Source organism: Streptomyces sp. NBC_00690 (assembly GCF_036226685.1).
Classification (GTDB): Bacteria; Actinomycetota; Actinomycetes; order Streptomycetales; family Streptomycetaceae; genus Streptomyces.
The window spans coordinates 5088865-5105751 of sequence record NZ_CP109009.1 but is presented as its reverse complement, the minus strand read 5'-3'; the positions used below and the strand labels follow the sequence as shown (position 1 = coordinate 5105751).

General features: G+C 69.2%; 12 protein-coding genes and 1 pseudogene. 7 read left to right on the top strand and 6 right to left on the bottom strand.

What is annotated here, in order from left to right:
• Window positions 1–85: 85 nt before the first annotated feature.
• The 5 genes from OID54_RS22320 to OID54_RS22300 all read left to right on the top strand — a co-directional run bounded on the left by OID54_RS22320 (window position 86) and on the right by OID54_RS22300 (window position 7406).
• On the top strand, window positions 86–1288 hold the full coding sequence (locus OID54_RS22320; protein WP_329022070.1) for a sensor histidine kinase: 1203 nt from the start codon (window positions 86–88) through the stop codon (window positions 1286–1288).
• A gap of 412 nt (window positions 1289–1700) precedes the next feature.
• Window positions 1701–3044 carry a sensor histidine kinase gene (locus OID54_RS22315; RefSeq protein ID WP_329027716.1) on the top strand — a complete coding sequence of 448 codons (1344 nt, stop codon included), beginning with the start codon at window positions 1701–1703 and terminating at the stop codon, window positions 3042–3044.
• Window positions 3045–3442: 398 nt separating this feature from the next.
• The gene (locus OID54_RS22310) at window positions 3443–4102 is read left to right on the top strand and encodes a response regulator transcription factor (protein ID WP_329027715.1); all 660 of its coding nucleotides are present in this window, start codon (window positions 3443–3445) and stop codon (window positions 4100–4102) included.
• A 276-nt stretch (window positions 4103–4378) separates the two neighbouring features.
• Window positions 4379–6340: a 2-oxoacid:acceptor oxidoreductase subunit alpha gene (locus OID54_RS22305; protein ID WP_329022067.1), complete on the top strand. Its 1962-nt coding sequence runs from the start codon at window positions 4379–4381 to the stop codon at window positions 6338–6340.
• Window positions 6333–7406, top strand: coding sequence for a 2-oxoacid:ferredoxin oxidoreductase subunit beta (locus OID54_RS22300; RefSeq protein ID WP_443055660.1), 1074 nt, complete (start codon window positions 6333–6335; stop codon window positions 7404–7406). Before OID54_RS22305 ends, OID54_RS22300 begins: the two co-directional genes overlap by 8 nt.
• A gap of 84 nt (window positions 7407–7490) precedes the next feature.
• Here the strand turns inward: OID54_RS22300 and OID54_RS22295 are convergent, their stop codons facing one another.
• The 3 genes from OID54_RS22295 to OID54_RS22285 form a co-directional block, all read right to left on the bottom strand.
• Window positions 7491–9902, bottom strand: coding sequence for a bifunctional serine/threonine-protein kinase/ABC transporter substrate-binding protein (locus tag OID54_RS22295; RefSeq protein ID WP_329022065.1), 2412 nt, complete (start codon window positions 9900–9902; stop codon window positions 7491–7493).
• A gap of 72 nt (window positions 9903–9974) precedes the next feature.
• Window positions 9975–12164 carry a bifunctional serine/threonine-protein kinase/ABC transporter substrate-binding protein gene (locus OID54_RS22290; RefSeq protein ID WP_329022063.1) on the bottom strand — a complete coding sequence of 730 codons (2190 nt, stop codon included), beginning with the start codon at window positions 12162–12164 and terminating at the stop codon, window positions 9975–9977.
• Window positions 12161–12979 (bottom strand): hypothetical protein, encoded by an 819-nt coding sequence (locus tag OID54_RS22285; RefSeq protein ID WP_329022061.1) that lies wholly within the window; start codon window positions 12977–12979, stop codon window positions 12161–12163. The genes OID54_RS22290 and OID54_RS22285 overlap by 4 nt, the downstream gene beginning before the upstream one ends.
• A gap of 400 nt (window positions 12980–13379) precedes the next feature.
• Here OID54_RS22285 and rarD point away from each other — a divergent pair, with 400 nt between their 5' ends.
• The gene (gene rarD, locus OID54_RS22280) at window positions 13380–14423 is read left to right on the top strand and encodes an EamA family transporter RarD (protein WP_329022059.1); all 1044 of its coding nucleotides are present in this window, start codon (window positions 13380–13382) and stop codon (window positions 14421–14423) included.
• A gap of 37 nt (window positions 14424–14460) precedes the next feature.
• Here the strand turns inward: rarD and OID54_RS22275 are convergent, their stop codons facing one another.
• The 3 genes and pseudogenes from OID54_RS22275 to OID54_RS22265 all read right to left on the bottom strand — a co-directional run.
• A complete protein-coding gene (locus tag OID54_RS22275) occupies window positions 14461–14925 on the bottom strand; it encodes a hypothetical protein (RefSeq protein WP_329022057.1) in 465 nt (154 codons plus the stop codon).
• A 221-nt stretch (window positions 14926–15146) separates the two neighbouring features.
• A complete protein-coding gene (locus OID54_RS22270; RefSeq protein ID WP_329027709.1) occupies window positions 15147–15548 on the bottom strand; it encodes an SRPBCC domain-containing protein in 402 nt (133 codons plus the stop codon).
• Window positions 15549–15677: 129 nt separating this feature from the next.
• Window positions 15678–16073, bottom strand: a pseudogene (locus tag OID54_RS22265) (CGNR zinc finger domain-containing protein); the annotation flags it as partial.
• Window positions 16074–16420: 347 nt separating this feature from the next.
• Between OID54_RS22265 and OID54_RS22260 the strand changes: the two are divergent.
• Window positions 16421–16870: a VOC family protein gene (locus OID54_RS22260; protein ID WP_329022055.1), complete on the top strand. Its 450-nt coding sequence runs from the start codon at window positions 16421–16423 to the stop codon at window positions 16868–16870.
• Window positions 16871–16887: the final 17 nt, after the last annotated feature.

The window sequence follows — 16887 nt, the reverse complement described above, 5'->3', positions numbered from 1 at the left end:
CCGTGGTAGGTGGGGTTATCCCCACCTACGTCCCACCCGGGCAACCCCATGGCGCCGGCCTATCCGGCCAGGCAGGCTGACACGTATGACCGTGAGCAGCACCGCTTCCTCCATCGCCCCGCCCACGCAGACCGACGATCAGTTGCCGCCCGTGGGCTTCGCCTTCCCCCTCCACACGTGGAAGGAGATCGCCTATCTCCTGCTCAACCTACCGGCGGCGCTCATCGGATTTGTTTATGTGTCGTTCACAATCTTTGTGGGTGCGGGATTGTCGGTGACGGTGGTCGGGCTGCCGTTCCTCGCCTTCGCGCTGGCCGGGGCCCGGCTGATCGGCAAGTTCGAGCGAGCGCGGGCCCGGATGTTCCTCGGGGTGCAGGTGGAGGAGCCAAGTTCGTTGAACGGGGCGCACCGCGGGGAGGGGATGTTGGCGTGGCTGTGGATCAGTTTGAAGGACCCGGTCGCCTGGCGGACGGTGCTGTTCTCCGCCATCCGGCTGCCCTGGAGCGTGATCACCTTCACGATCGCCCTCGTCGGTCTCTTCGTCCTCTGGCCGGTGCTGCCCTACATGGCGCGGGGGCTGACCCTCGCCGACCGGGCCGTGGTCCGCGGCCTGTTGTCGCCGTCCGATGAGCTGGAGCGTCGGATCGCGGAGTTGGAGTCGGACCGGGGGGTGGTCGTGGACACCGCCGCAGCCGATCTCCGACGCATCGAACGCGATCTCCACGACGGCGCCCAAGCCCGCCTCGTCGCCCTCGCCATGGACCTCGGACTCGCCAAGGAAAAACTCCTCGAAGACCCCGACGCAGCCGCCGCCATGGTCGACGAAGCCCACGGCGAAGTGAAAATCGCCCTCCAAGAACTCCGCGACCTCGCCCGAGGCATCCACCCCGCCGTCCTCACCGACCGCGGACTCGACGCCGCACTCTCCTCCGTCGCCTCCCGCTGCACGGCCCCGGTGAAGGTGTCCGTGGAACTCGTCGAACGACCCGCGCCGGCGATCGAGGGCATCGCCTACTTCACCGTCTCCGAACTCCTCCAGAACATCAGCAAGCACGCCCAGGCCCGCCAAGCGGCGGTGGACGTCTGGCAGTCGGCCGACCGACTGCTGATCCAGGTCAGCGACGACGGCCGGGGCGGTGCCCGCCTGGACGGCGGTACGGGGTTGGCCGGGCTGGCGGAACGGCTGAACGCGGTGGACGGATTGTTCATCGTGGACTCCCCGGCTGGTGGGGGGACGAACGTGACGGTGGAGATCCCCTGGCGCGTCCGTACGACACCGCAGCGATGATCGCCCGCACCCGCGCTCACCGTCGCACCCGCACCCGCACCCGCACCCGCACCCGCACCCGCACCCGTTAGGCATGTCGTCCCGAGGGGGTGGCCCACAAGTCCAGCAGGACGGGTGTCCTTAAACCACCGATTTCACACCGGTCCCCACCAGTCCATACCGGCCCATACCGATTTCGGTACGAGACAGGGCAGCGCGGACAAGCGCGTGGGGGCCACGCCCGTACGGCGCGCTCCGGAGAGGTCCGCGGCGCCCACCGGGAGGGTTTTCGGGCACGGAGGCCATACCCGCGCCGCCCGGCATGGTGGGGAAAACCCCCGGGTCAAGAGGGCAACCGTCCTCATGGTGTGCGGCCCCCGGCCCCAGCACCCTTGATGTCATGACAGCCCGCAGCGCAGAACGGATGACGCCCATGGCCACCGACTTCCGACCGGAACGACGGGACCGGCACGAGCACGACCGGAACTCCATCGTCCCCTCGGCCCTGCGGGCCCCGTTCGAGCGCCGCACCTGGCGCGAGTACGGCTACCACCTGCTGAGCCTGCCGATCAGTGCCCTCCTCTTCGCCTTCGCGATCACCACCCTCTCGCTGGGCGCGGGACTGCTGGTGACGTTCATCGGGATTCCGGTGCTGGCCGCCGCGCTGGCCGGCTGCCGCGGCTTCGGAGCGCTGGAGCGCAGCCGGGCCCGGGCACTGCTGCACCATGACGTGGCCGCCCCCGAACCGCTGCGCCCCCGGTCCAACGGAATGCTGGCCTGGGTCGGCGCGGTCCTCAAGAGCGGCACGTCCTGGCGGAACCTGCTCTACGCGGTGCTGCACTTCCCGTGGGCCCTGATCTCGTTCGTCGTGCTCACCACGTTCTGGATCACCGGCTGGACACTGCTGCTGTACCCGCTGTGGCAGTGGACCCTGCCCACATTCGGGGACCAGCCCGGAATCCAGCTCTACGGTGACGGTTCCGGCTCCGAGGAGCGGAGTCTGTTCCTCGATACTCCGCTGGAGATCGCGATGGCCTCGGGGACAGGGCTTGCGGTCGTCCTGGTCTCGGCATGGATGATCCGCGGCTTCTCCTATGTGGACCGGGTGATGGTCAGCGGATTGCTGGGCCCCTCCTCGCTGGCGACCAGGGTGGTGGAGTTGGAGTCGGACCGGGGGGTGGTCGTGGACACCGCCGCAGCCGATCTCCGACGCATCGAACGCGATCTCCACGACGGCGCCCAAGCCCGCCTCGTCGCCCTCGCCATGGACCTCGGACTCGCCAAGGAAAAACTCCTCGAAGACCCCGACGCAGCCGCCGCCATGGTCGACGAAGCCCACGGCGAAGTGAAAATCGCCCTCCAAGAACTCCGCGACCTCGCCCGAGGCATCCACCCCGCCGTCCTCACCGACCGCGGACTCGACGCCGCACTCTCCTCCGTCGCCTCCCGCTGCACGGTGCCCGTGGCCGTGGATGTGGATCTTGCGGAGCGCCCCGCGGCTGCCATTGAGGGCATCGCCTACTTCACGGTCTCCGAACTCCTCCAGAACATCAGCAAGCACGCCCAGGCCAGTCGGGCCTCGGTGGACGTCTGGCAGTCGCAGGGGCGGCTCATGCTCCAGGTCAGCGACGACGGCCGGGGTGGTGCGAATGCCTCCACGGGCAGCGGCCTGGCCGGGCTGGCCGAACGGCTGGACGCCGTCGACGGCATCCTGGCCGTCGACTCCCCCGTGGGCGGGCCGACCAGGGTGACGGCAGAGCTGCCCTGGCGCCGCTGATCCGATCGGCGCACCGGTCTGCCCCTCGTCCCGACTATGGGTCGCGGGGCATTCCGACGGCCCCCATCCGTCCCACCCGCGCCGCCCTTGCGGCACGGTCCCGCCCGCACCGCTCCGGTAGACGCGTCGCCGACCGGGAATCGTCGCAACCGTCCAGGTCACCCGTTCGCCCTGCTGCTGGTGTGTCCGCTGGAATCCCCCGGTCGGCCAGGCGCCGGCGCATCGAATGCGCTGGCGTCGAAGCAGCAGGCCACCACACCTCCCGTGAGCCCCCGAATCCCCTCGATCCCCCGTATCACCGCTGTCCAGGACCGCACTGAGGTCCGGATACTGGGATGCTGATGCATACAGGACGGGATACGGATCGACATGGGGGATACAGGGACGTGAGTGACAGAGTGCGTGTCGTCATCGCCGAGGACTCGGTGCTGTTGCGCGAGGGGCTCACCCGGCTGCTGACCGACCGCGGGCACGATGTGGTCGCCGGGGTCGGTGACGGGGAGGCGCTGGTCAAGACGATCGGCGAGCTGGCCGCACAGAACGCACTGCCCGATGTGGTGGTCGCCGACGTCCGGATGCCGCCGACGCACACGGACGAGGGCGTACGGGCCGCGGTGCGGCTGCGCAAGGTCCATCCCGATCTCGGGGTGCTGGTGCTGTCCCAGTATGTGGAGGAGCAGTACGCCACCGAGTTGCTGGCGGGCAGCAGCCGCGGGGTGGGCTACCTCCTCAAGGACCGGGTGGCCGAGGTCCGGGAGTTCGTGGACGCCGTGGTGCGGGTGGCGCGCGGTGGTACCGCCCTCGACCCGGAGGTCGTCGCCCAGCTGCTGGGCCGCAGCCGCAAGCAGGACGTACTGGCCAACCTCACCCCGCGTGAGCGGGAGGTCCTCAGTCTGATGGCCGAGGGGCGGACGAACTCGGCGGTCGCCCGTCAGCTCGTGGTGAGCGACGGGGCCGTCGAGAAGCACGTCAGCAACATCTTCCTGAAGCTGGGGCTCTCGCCGAGTGACGGGGATCACCGACGGGTGCTGGCGGTCCTGACCTATCTGAGGTCCTAGTCCCGGGTCGGAGATGCGCTGAGATCAGGGCGCTGACGCCCTACCAGATGGCCGAACGGGCGTCGGTCCTAGAACCAAAGGATGAGCAGGGAGCGTCTCGGCTGTACTGCCGGAACGGCCCGGCAATATATACCAAACTATGACATTAGGGCGTCTCAATTTGACGTCCAGCATATGAGCGGTAAGGGGAAGGGCACCCTTACCCACGTAGGGTGGCACGGGACGGCCGGTGGGACGGTCGGACCGAACAGCCGCCTCAAAGGGAGGTCCAGTTCAGTGACCAGCCAGGTCAGTAGCCCAGCCGAGCACGCCGACGAGGCCGATAACACGGCCGAGGCGCTCGTGGGCGGACAACGCTCGTCCGCAGCCCCCACCGGAGAGGTCACCAAGGAGGTTCGCCGGTTGGATCGGGTGGTGATCCGGTTTGCTGGTGACTCGGGTGATGGGATGCAGCTTACGGGTGACCGGTTTACGTCGGAGACGGCGTCGTTGGGGAATGATCTTTCGACGTTGCCGAACTTCCCGGCGGAGATCAGGGCGCCTGCCGGGACTTTGCCGGGGGTGTCATCGTTCCAGTTGCATTTTGCGGATCATGACATTTTGACGCCGGGTGATGCGCCGAATGTGTTGGTGGCGATGAATCCTGCTGCGTTGAAGGCGAACCTGGCGGATGTGCCGCTCGGTGGCGAGATCATCGTGAACACCGATGAGTTCGCGAAGCGGGCGATGGCGAAGGTCGGCTATGCCACCTCACCGTTGGACGACGGCACCCTGGAGGGTTACCGGGTTCATCCGGTGCCGTTGACGAGTCTGACCATCGAGGCGTTGAAAGACTTCGGACTGTCCCGTAAGGAAGCGGAACGGTCGAAGAACATGTTCGCGCTCGGGTTGCTGTCGTGGATGTATCACCGGCCGACCGAGGGCACGGAAGCATTCCTGCGGTCGAAGTTCGCGAAGAAGCCACAGATCGCGGAGGCGAACATCGCCGCGTTCAGAGCGGGCTGGAACTTCGGCGAGACAACGGAAGACTTCGCGGTCTCCTACGAGATCGCCCCGGCGACCTCGGCGTTCACCCCGGGCACCTACCGCAACATGTCCGGGAACCTGGCCCTGTCACTGGGCTTGATCGCCGCCTCCCAGCAGGCAGACCTGCCCCTGTATCTGGGCTCGTATCCGATCACCCCAGCGTCGGACATTTTGCATGAACTGTCCAAGCACAAAAACTTCGGGGTCCGCACCTTCCAGGCGGAAGACGAGATCGCGGGGATCGGCGCAGCGTTGGGAGCGGCGTTCGGTGGCCAGTTGGCGGTGACCACCACCTCTGGACCGGGTGTCGCGTTGAAGTCGGAGACCATCGGGCTGGCCGTGTCGTTGGAGCTGCCCTTGTTGATCGTGGACATCCAACGCGGTGGGCCGTCCACCGGGCTGCCCACCAAAACCGAGCAGGCCGACCTGTTGCAGGCCATGTATGGGCGCAACGGCGAAGCACCGGTACCCATCGTGGCGCCGAAAACCCCCGGCGACTGCTTCAACGCAGCCCTGGACGCAGCCCGTATCGCCCTCACCTACCGCACCCCCGTCTTCCTCCTCTCCGACGGCTACCTCGCCAACGGCTCCGAACCCTGGCGCATCCCCGACCTCACCGAACTCCCCGACCTCAAAGTTCAATTCACCACCACCACGAACCACACCCTCGCCGACGGCACCGAAGTGTTCTGGCCCTACAAACGCGACCCGCAGACCCTCGCCCGCCCCTGGGCCGTCCCCGGCACCCCCGGACTCGAACACCGCATCGGCGGCATCGAAAAACAAGACGGCACCGGCAACATCTCCTACGACCCCGCCAACCACGAACACATGGTCCGCACCCGCCAAGCCAAAATCGACCACATCACCGTCCCCGACCTCACCGTCGACGACCCCCACAACGCCCGCACCCTCGTCCTGGGCTGGGGCTCCACCTACGGACCCATCACCGCAGCCGTCCGCCGCCTCCGCGCCGACGGCCACCCCATCGCCCAAGCACACCTCACCCACCTCAACCCCTTCCCCACCAACCTCAAAACCATCCTCAACCACTACCAACACACCGTCATCCCCGAAATGAACCTCGGCCAACTCGCCACCCTCATCCGCGCCCGCTACCTCACCCCCGCCCACTCCCACACCCAGGTCAACGGAATGCCATTCAAGGCCGAACAGCTCGCCGCGGCCCTCAAGGAGCACATCCATGACTGACACCACCACCCGCAGCGAGCCCACCCTCCTGACCCTGGTCCCCAAAACCACCACCCCCCAGACCATGAAGGACTTCAAGTCCGACCAAGAAGTCCGCTGGTGCCCCGGCTGCGGCGACTACGCCATCCTCGCCGCCGTCCAAAGCTTCATGCCCTCCCTCGGTCTCGCCAAAGAAAACATCGTCTTCGTCTCCGGCATCGGCTGCTCCTCCCGCTTCCCCTACTACATGAACACCTACGGCATGCACTCCATCCACGGACGTGCCCCCGCCATCGCCACCGGACTCGCCACCTCCCGCCAAGACCTCTCCGTCTGGGTCGTCACCGGCGACGGCGACGCCCTCTCCATCGGCGGCAACCACCTCATCCACGCCCTACGCCGCAACGTCAACCTCAAAATCCTTCTCTTCAACAACCGCATCTACGGCCTCACCAAAGGCCAATACAGCCCCACCAGCGAAACCGGGAAGATCACCAAGTCCACCCCCATGGGCTCCCTCGATGCCCCCTTCAACCCCGTCTCCCTCGCCCTGGGAGCCGAAGCCACCTTCGTCGCCCGCACCATCGACTCCGACCGCAAACACCTCACCGAAGTCCTCCGCCAAGCAGCCGAACACCCCGGCACCGCACTCGTCGAGATCTACCAAAACTGCAACATCTTCAACGACGGCGCCTTCGAAGCCCTCAAAGACAAAGACCAAGCCCAAACCGCCCTCATCCGCCTCGAACACAACCAACCCATCCGCTTCGGCATCGACAACAACCAAGGCATCACCCGCAACCCCACCACCGGCGACCTCGACATCGTCACCATCACCCCCGAAAACGAACCCCACATCCTCACCCACGACGCCCACAACCCCAACCCCACCACCGCCTTCGCCCTCTCCCGCCTCGCCCACCCCGACACCCTCCACCACACACCCATCGGCGTCTTCCGCAGCACCCAACGCCCCGTCTACGACACCCTCATGAACAACCAACTCGACACCGCCACCGAACAACTCGGCAAGGGTGATCTGGGTTCGTTGCTCGCGGGCAAGGACACCTGGACCGTGGTCGGCTAACAGGCGTCGCCGCACTTGGTCGAGCGGCAGCCGGGGCGCTTCCGACGGAAGCGCCCTCCTTCAAGGGCTCGCCCCGCTCTTCCGTCAGGTGTCCGCGGTCACCTGGAGGTACGGACCGAGGAAGCGGGCCCTTCCCCCCTCGATCCGGTGCAGATACATCCCCGCCCGGCCGGCTGCCTCGTCGAACATCGTGGTCGTCGCCCGGAATGCGATGGGCTTGACGAGTCCGCGGTAGGCGAGCGTGCGCAACCTGCTCTGCAACGCGCCGCGCGGCACCCGGTCCGTGTTCAGTTCCTCGATCCCCCGCGCGATAAAGTGCACCGCGTCGTACGCCTCCACGGCGAAGCGTCCGACCGTGGAAGTCTTCGCGAGCCTTCGATACGCGGCGCAGAAGTTCTCGGCGCCCTTCAATCGAGTCGCGTCGGCATAGGTCGTACCGAAGACCCAGCCCTCGGCCGCCGGCCCCGCCCCGGTCAGGAACGCCTGGTCCAGTACGGGCTGAATAGTCCCCCTCGGGCCGGTGAACCCCTGGTCACGCAGGGCCCGGGCGGCGAGCGCAGCGCGGGTCGGCGAGTTTCCGACGTAGACCACCCCGTCCGGCCCGGTGGCCAGGGCGTCCCGGACGACCGACGCGAAGTCTTCGCTGTCGGCCGCGATCTTGCTGAAGGCGACATCGCCCATCGTCGACTTCATGTCCCGCAGGGCCCTGACGATGTTCCAGGACGCCTGGTCGCCCGCACCGTCCTCGATGGCCGCCACCCGTCGGGTGCCGCGCCGTGTGAAGTACCAATTGACCGGCGTGATCAGCATGTTGTCGACCGGGCGGAGCTCGAAGTAGCTCGGGGCCTGGAGGAGCGCGAGCGTTCCGGTGCCGACGACCACACTGAGGACGGGCAGTTGACGGCTGGTGTACCGCGGGAGGGCGGCCCGGACGACGGCGATGTTCGTCAGCCCCAGGCCGGCCACCACGGATGTGTTCGCCAGGAGCCGTTCCGCCACCGCCACGGCCCGACCGGGGTCGCCACCGTCGTCCAGCACCGTGAGCCCGAGGTCGAAGGGCCGGTCACGGCGGGCGTTGAACGCCTCCACCGCCAGCCGCGCGCCCAGCTCCTGTGCGCGGCCGTCCGCCCGGTGGGGTCCACTCAGATCCGTCTGGATTCCGATGAGATGACGCGGCAAGGGGCCCTTCCGCCCGCCGTTCACCCCCGTACCGTCGTCGTCGGACGGGCGGTTGGCGAGCCAGGTCGCCGCACCACCGACCGTGGCCACCGCTGCGGCCGACCCGAACAGCAGGAACCGGCGGCGCGAAGGCCGCTCGCCCCGGGCAGGCACGACCACCGTGGGTTCCGGCACCGGTAGATCGAGTACGCGCGAGGAGCGCTGCGCGATCAGTGCGGGCAGGCCCTCCGGCAGCCAGTCCCCCGCCGCCGTGCCCAGTTCCCCATCGGGCTCAGGGGGTTCGGTGGGCTCAGGGGGCTCGGTGGGCTCAGGGGGCTCGGTGGGCTCGTCACTCCTCGTACGGTCAAGGCCCGTGGCTTCGCCACCATCGGTCGTCGCACGGTCCGTTCCCGTCTCCGGGGCCCGGCCGAACGCCTCCCTGGGATCGGGCACCACGGCGTCGGCCTCGGGCACCGCGTCCCGGACAGCGTCGGTCGGGGGTCGGCCACCGGGCGCGGCACCCTTGGCCCCTGGTCCTCGCAAAGCTGCTCTGACCTGCGCCGCCGTGGGACGCTCCGCGGGGTCCCTGCTGAGGCACGCCCGTACCAGCGCCAGCAGCGCCGGGGGGATTCCGTCGAGGTCCGGTTCCTCGTGGACGGTACGGAAGACGACGGCGGCCACCGTGCCCGAGCCGAACGGTCGGCGACCGGTGGTGGCGTAGGCGAGCACGCACCCCAGCGAGAAGACATCGCTGGCCGGGCCGATCTCGGCCCCTCCGGTCAACTTCGCCTGCTCCGGCGAGAGATAGCCGGGCGAGCCGATCATGGCATCGGTGGCGGTGAGTGCGGTCGCCCCCGCCGAGCGCGCGATGCCGAAATCAATCAGCCGGGGACCGTCCAACGCCAGCAGTACGTTGCCCGGCTTCACATCGCGGTGGACCAACCCCGTCCGATGGACATCGGTGAGGGCTTCGGCGAGCCGGACGCCCAGCGCTCGGACCGTGTGCTCGGGCAGGGCCCCATGGACGGCGATCGCCTCCGAGAGCGAGGGCCCGGGGACGAACTCCGTCGCGAGCCACGGCTCGCGTGCCTCGGGGTCGGCGCCCACCACCCGGACGACCCAACGGCCGGTGATCCGCCGAGCCGTCTCCGTCTCCCGTCGGAAGCGGGCCCGGAAGCCGGGGTCCGCCGCGTGTTCTGCCCGGATCACCTTGATCGCGGCGAGCGCACCGCGGTCGGACCGGCCGAGGTAGACCACGCCCATGCCGCCCGCGCCGAGTCGGCCGAGCAGCCGGTATCCGGCGATCGCTGACGGATCACCGGTCCTCAATGGCTGCATCCGTCACCTTCTCGAATCTCGATACGCAGAGTCCACGTGATGGACCGTTTCGCGGGCTGCCGCGGCGCCGGGTCAGCCCTTCCCAGGGTCCTTCGCCGGGGCGGCCATCACACGATTGAACCGCCCGCCCTCGACCACGTACAGCTGGGTCCTCGGATTCTTGAGGTCACCGGCGGCGTCGAACTGGTAGGTGCCCATGACCCCGTCGAACGTCTTCTTCCGCAGCGCGGTCAGCACCGCGGAGGGTTCGGGGCGAGTGCTGCCCCGGGCCGCCCGCACCACTTCGTCGATCATCATGGAGACCGCATCGTAGGACTCGCCCGCGTAGTACCGGGGGGCGGTGCCGTACCGCTTGCGGTAGGCGGCGGTGAAGCGCTTCGCCGGTGAGTGGACCAGCGGGTCGAGCACCGGCGCCGCCACCACCCATCCTTCGGCGGCCTTCCCCGCCTGCCGGATGAACTCCGGTGTGAGCAGATACGGTCCGCCCACCCGGGGGCCTTCGAACCCCGCGTCGGCGAGGGCACGGGCACAGTGCACCGCCGAGGGCAGCAACCCGCCGTGGACGAAGGCGTCGATGCCCGCGGCCAGCATCCCCTTGATGATCGGCTCGTAGGCGTCGATGCCGGCGGGGACGACCCGGGGGTGGCAACGGTAGCCGTAGAGCGTGCGCATGGTGTGGTTGATCATGGTGATGTACTGCCAGGCGTAGGAGTCGTCCTCCCGGTCCTGGAGGAGGCCGGGGACCGGGTCGGTGACCTTCCCCTGGAGGAAGTAGCTCTGCAGGAGGTAGGCCAACTGCGAGCTCGCGATCGGGTGCGAGGGACAGGTGCGGATGATCGCCGGGTTCGGCGGCGTGCCCCTGGTCAGCAGGTTCAGTCCGGCCGAGACGGTCATCAGGGCCGTGCTCGCCTCGTTGAAGGCGGGCAGTGCGGCCTGGGTGGTGTAGTCGCCGGTGGAGCCGAGGACCGCGAGGACGTCCCGGTCTTCCGCCAGCCGTCGGCCGACCGTGGCCGCCTCCGCGGTGTTCCCCGCGTCGTCCACCACCTCCAGTTGCAGGGGGAACGGCTTGTCCTCGCGGGTGTTGTACGCCTCCACCGCGAGGCGCGCTCCCCGCTCCTGCTCGATGCCCATCGCCTGCTGGGGTCCGGTGAGATCGGCCTGTACGCCGATCACATGCTGTCGCTTCCGCGGTGACGGCCCGGCCTTGTTGCCGTCCTCACCGCCGCCCAGTGCGGCCCACACTCCCCAGCCGCCGCCCGCGGCGAGTACCACGGCCGCCGCGCCGAGCAGGAGTTTGCGTCGGTCCGGGGCGGCCTGGGCGGTGGGGGCGCGGGTCTCCTCGATGTCGGGCAGGGCGAGCATCCGTGCGGATCGCTCGGCGATGGTGCGGATGACGTCGGCGGGCAGCCAGTCGGCGCCAAGCGGTGCGTCCTCGACGAGCCGTTCGGCGAGTTGCCCGGCCGTGGGCCGCTGCCGCGGATCCTTGGCCAGACAGGCGCCGAGCAGGGTGGCGAGGTCGTCCTCGATACCGCTGAGGTCCGGGTCGTCATGGACGGTGCGGTACAGCAGGGCGTCCACCGCGCCCGCGCCGAAGGGCAGGCGTCCGGTGACCGTGTAGACGAGGAGGCAGCCCAGCGCGAAGACATCGCTCGGCGGGCCGATCTCGGCGCCGCGCGCCTCGGCCTGCTCGGGCGCCAGGAAGCCGGGGGTGCCCACGACCACGTCGGTGGCGGTGAGCGCGGTGTCCCCGGTGGTGCGGGCGATGCCGAAGTCGATCAGGCGCGGGCCGTCCACGGCGAGCAGTACGTTGCCCGGTTTCACATCGCGGTGGACCAGACCTGCCGTGTGGACCGCGGCGAGCGCGCGGGCGATGGCCGAGCCGAGCAGTCGCGCGCTGCGGGTGGGCAGCGGACCGTGCGCGGCGATGGCTTCGGCCAGGGAGGGCCCGGGGACGAAGGCGGTGGCGAGCCATGGTTCGGGGGCGTCGGGGTCGGCTGCGGTGACGGGGACGGCCCAGGGGCTGGAGACCTGTCGGGCGGTCTCCACCTCGCGGCGGAAACGGGCCCGGAAGTCGGGGTCTTCGGCCTGGTCGGAGTGGGTCACCTTGACGGCGGCCAGTTCACCCGTGTCCGTACGACCGAGGTAGACCACGCCCATGCCGCCCGCGCCGAGTCGACCGAGCAGCCGGTATCCGGCGATGGTGGAGGGGTCGGTGGGCAGGAGGCGCTGGAGGGAGCCGGGCTGCTGTTCGAAAGAGCTCATTCCGACCCCTCCAACTGCTTCTCCACACGGCCCATCATGCGCACCATGACCTCGATCCTGCTGGTGGCGATCTCCTGGGGGGAGAACCCCTCGGCGCCCTTGGTGACGAGGGCGACGGTGACCTGTCCCAACCGGGACTGGAACCAGCCGTACTCCTGGGGCGGCCCGCCGAATGCGGCGTTGTGGTACTTGCCGATCTCGCCGATGGAGTCCTCGGATGTGAAGTTGTTCCCGGTGCCGTAGACCGAGCCGAGGGACATCAGATGGGTGATGCGCTCGCCGTCCCGCAACTTCTGGTCGGGGCAGCGCAGTGCCTCCTCCAGGGTGTCCGCCATCTCCCAGTCGGCGCCTTCGGCATCACGGTGCACGGTGATCGTCGCGGCGACCCGTAGCGGGGCCTTGCCCGCCGCTCCCGGCCGTTCGCTGTAGGAGGTGAGGCTGTAGAGCACTCCGGGCGGTCGGGTGCCGCCCTGCCAGACGCAGCCGTCGTCGAGGACGGGCCAGTGACCTGGTGCGCTCAGGAAGGGGGTGCGCTTCACAAAGCCCGGGCCCCAGAGTTCGGGGCCGGCGATCGCGGCCTCGGCGAGCCTTCTGGCATCGGCCTCGGTCTTGGGGGCCTTGGCCGGGTCTGGCCGGAAGTCGAGCTTGCTCGGCCCTGGCGCGGGGGCCTTGGATCCGCTCGGCGCGGCTCCGCTCGATGCGCCACCGCCCTTGGTCTCGGTCGGCTCCTTGGACCCTTCGCCCGAACACCCGGTCCACAGCACCGCGCACGCCAGCACCCCGCAACTTGTGCGCAGGGCCCTTCTGTACGCCATGGTTCCCCCCACCGCGTTCCCCCATTGTCGCCAGGATCCTCATCCGGGGTCAGGACGACCGCCCTTGGCCGCCCGTGGGCCACCGGGCCGGTGACGTGATGCGCCCGAAGGTGCGTCGAAGATCGTCACCTGCCGGGAAGGCCGCAGGTCCCGGATCTCTCTGCCGCCTTCGACGCCCGCACGGCCCCCGCGGTTTCATCCGACCCTTTCTCGGTCGTATGCCTTCATACGCCCTCTGACGTCTCGGGGCGCCGCCCGAGCGGATCCGTCTCGGTTCCGGTCGTGCGATGGGCAGCGTCGGCACCGACAGTCGTCATGACCGTATGGCAATACGGGCATGACAGTTCAGGGCGGGCGCGCGTACCTTCGAACAGGTGTGGGACAGGGACCTGGAGGACGCGTGAAGCAGGACGGCGAACAGCGGGCGGGGCTGCTCTACGGGTTGGGCGCCTACGGCATGTGGGGACTGGTACCCCTGTTCTGGCCGCTTCTGAAACCGGCGGGCGCGACCGAGATCCTCGCCCACCGGATGACGTGGTCCCTGGTGGTGGTCGTCGTCGCGCTGCTGGCACTGAACCGGTGGAAGTGGATACGGGACCTGTTGCGCGACCCCCGCAAGCTCGCCCTGATCACCATCGCCGCCGTGGTGATCAGCATCAACTGGGGCGTCTACATCTGGGCCGTCAACGACGACCGGGTCGTCGAAGCCTCGCTCGGCTACTTCATCAACCCCCTGGTGACCATCGCCATCGGCGTCCTCCTCCTCAAGGAGCGACTGCGGCCGGCCCAGTGGGCGGCGGTGGGCACAGGCTGTGCCGCGGTACTGGTGCTCGCCGTGGGCTACGGCCAGGTGCCGTGGGTCTCGCTCGTCCTGGCGTTCTCCTTCGCCCTCTACGGACTGGCGAAGAAGAAGATCAACATCGGGGGTCTTGAATCACTCGCCGCGGAGACCGCGGTCCTCTTCCTCCCCGCGCTCGGCTATCTGTTGTGGCTCGGCGCCCGGGGCGAGTCGACCATCGGCTCCCAGGGGCCGGGGCACATCGCCCTGCTCGCGACCACCGGACTGGTGACGGCGATCCCCCTGGTCCTCTTCGGAGCCGCGGCCATCCGGGTGCCCCTTTCCACCTTGGGGCTGCTCCAGTACCTGGCCCCCGTCTTTCAGTTCCTGCTCGGGGTCCTGTACTTCAAGGAGGCCATGCCCGCCGAGCGGTGGGCCGGCTTCGCACTGGTCTGGCTGGCGCTCACCGTTCTGACCTGGGACGCACTACGGGCGGCACGGCGTACGAAGTTGGCCGCGGCACGGCTGGTCGCCCGAGGGAGCGCGGTGGAGCCGCTGCCGGTCCCCCAGCCGCCCGTCGACTGTTCGGTCGAGCGGCCGACGGACACCGACGGCAAGACTGCCGTCCTCGGGGGTACTCGGGACAACGGCACCTCACCCGGGTGAGCGAGGCGCCGGGGCGGACTCGTGGGGCACGGGCGACTCAGCCGTAGGCACCCCGGCAGAGACCGGTCACACCCGGGTCGGTGATGCCGCTGGAGGCGTCGCACAACTGCTTCATCTCGCCCTCCGCACCGCTCTTCGGCACGACGGGCAAGGCAGGACGGGGTACCGCGGGGTCCGGTCGACCCACCGGAGTCTGACGCCCGCCCTGCGCGGGCACTGCTGCGGGGCCCTCGCCAGCAGGTCGTGCCTTCGCATCGGAAGCCGCGCTGCTCTCCGCACCGCGGGCGCGCTTCGAGCCCGCAGGGGTAGTGGCGTCCGACACCTTCCCGTGCACGGCCACCGGGGTCGGTCTGGCCCCGCCGGGAAGAGGTGAGCGATCCCCGGCCGGGGTGACCCGGGGTGCGGTGGGTCGCTCCGCGGGTTCGGCGGAGACGGACATGCACGCGGTGAGACCGACCAACGCGACGGCGGACAAGGACAGGAGAAGGGGGCGCGAGTGCATTCGCCCACTGTCTCGTGAGCCTCGCGTTCACCGCCCCGTACACGCCCGGTCGACGGAAGGTCTCACTCGTTCCTGTGGTTCTGCGGCCCGAGGCACCGTATGCCCGATGTGGGTGACGCGCTTCTGCGATCCGGACGCGGCAGAAGACGGTCGATGGCCTTCGCCCACCTGGACGGCACCGCGGGTGACGGCGTGCCATCAGCCCCGAAAACCCGGGGACTTCAGTCCGCCAATAGGACGGCCACCACCCGCTCCATCACCGATCGCCAATGGGTCCGCTGGTGTTCGCGCTCCTGTGCGTCCGCCATCCGCTCCTGATGGAACCGCAGGACGGATCGCCCCTCGCCCGCGGAGGTGACGGCGACCTGGAGGGTCGTCGTCCCGTACGTCAACCGGATGCGGTCGCCCGGCCGATAGCCGCGTACCTCGCCCGCGATGCCGTCGACCGTCGCGTAGCCCGCCCCCTTCTCCCGGGGCAGGTCGGCGCCCTGCGACAACTCCCCCAGCCACAGGGCGATCCCCTCGGGGCTCGCGACGAAGTCCCATACGGCGGAGACGGGTAGCGGCAGCGTCTTGGACACGCCGATCTGCCAGCCCGCGTCCTGTGTCAGTCCGGTCGGCATGGCTTCTCCTCCATCGCGTTCGAGGGGGCGGGTGGATGTGGGACGGGTGGATGTGGGGCGGTCGGGGAGCCGGGCCCGGTGCGCCCGGACCTTGTGTCGGTTTCCGCAGTGCTCCATCGCGCACCAGCGGCGACGACCGGGCCGGGACGTGTCGACGAAGAGCAGTCGGCAGTTGCCCGCGCCGCACTCGCGGATGCGGTGGGCGAAGGTGCCGGTGAGCAGTTCGACGGCATCGCGGGCGACGGCCGACAGCAGTTGGGTGCCGGTCGCCCCCGCGACCCAACCGTGGTCGCCCTGCGGAGTGAGGCGGGGTACGGGCGGCGCCTGAGCGGCGGCGGCGTTGACGATGGCCAGATCGTCGAGAGGCAGTGCCCGGCTCTCGACCCGGGCCACGGTGATCCTGTGCAGGGCGTCCCGCAGCAGCCGTGCGCTCCCGACCTCGGCCGGGGTCACCACCGGATCGAGCCCGCGGGGAAGGCGGCTCTCCTTGGCCCAGCGCACCAGATCGGCCGGTTCGTACAGCACTTCGTAGTGCGCGAGCGGACCCGGGCCGCCCGTGACCAGCAACTCAAGGCAGAGCGAGCCGGGGTCGAAACGGAAGGCGCTTCCTTCCCTCGTGTGCAGGGTCAGTCCTCGCGCGGAATCACTCACGTAACCACTATAAGCGGTTTCAGGAGGGCGGGCGCGGTCGCGGGCCACCTGGAATGAGTCTGCCGGTCCCTCCACCCCCGTGGCGTCGGGGCGGGCACCTCCGAGCCACTGACATCGCGTACACCCAATTCGCCCAGCCACTCACACCGCGCGCATCAACGCGCGCACTCGCGCCCCCACTTGCTTGCAGCTCATCAGATGTAACCTCTATAACTGGTTTCATGACACTTGACTGGAAGCTCGTCATCGATGCGTCAGACCCCCACACCCAGGCGGACTTCTGGTCCGAGGCACTCGGGTACGAACGGGAGGACCACAGCGCCCTCATCGCGCGCCTGAGGGAGTACGGGCAACTCCCGCCCGACTCCACGGTCCAGGCCCACGGCCGTGACGCATGGCTGGATTACGCCGCCGTCCGGCATCCGGACGACCCCTTCGACTCGACGAACGGAGTGGGGCTGGGCCGTCGACTGCTGTTCCAGCGCGTCCCGGAGGCCAAGACGGTGAAGAACCGACTGCACCTGGACCTCCACCCGGGCGCCGAGCGCCGGGCGGCCGAAGTGGCCCGACTGGCGGCTCTGGGCGCGACAGTGCTCGCCGAACAGGACCAGCCCGCCGGGCGGTGGACGACCATGACAGACCCCGAGGGGAACGAGTTCTGCGTGCAGTAGGTCGAACACGTCACCTG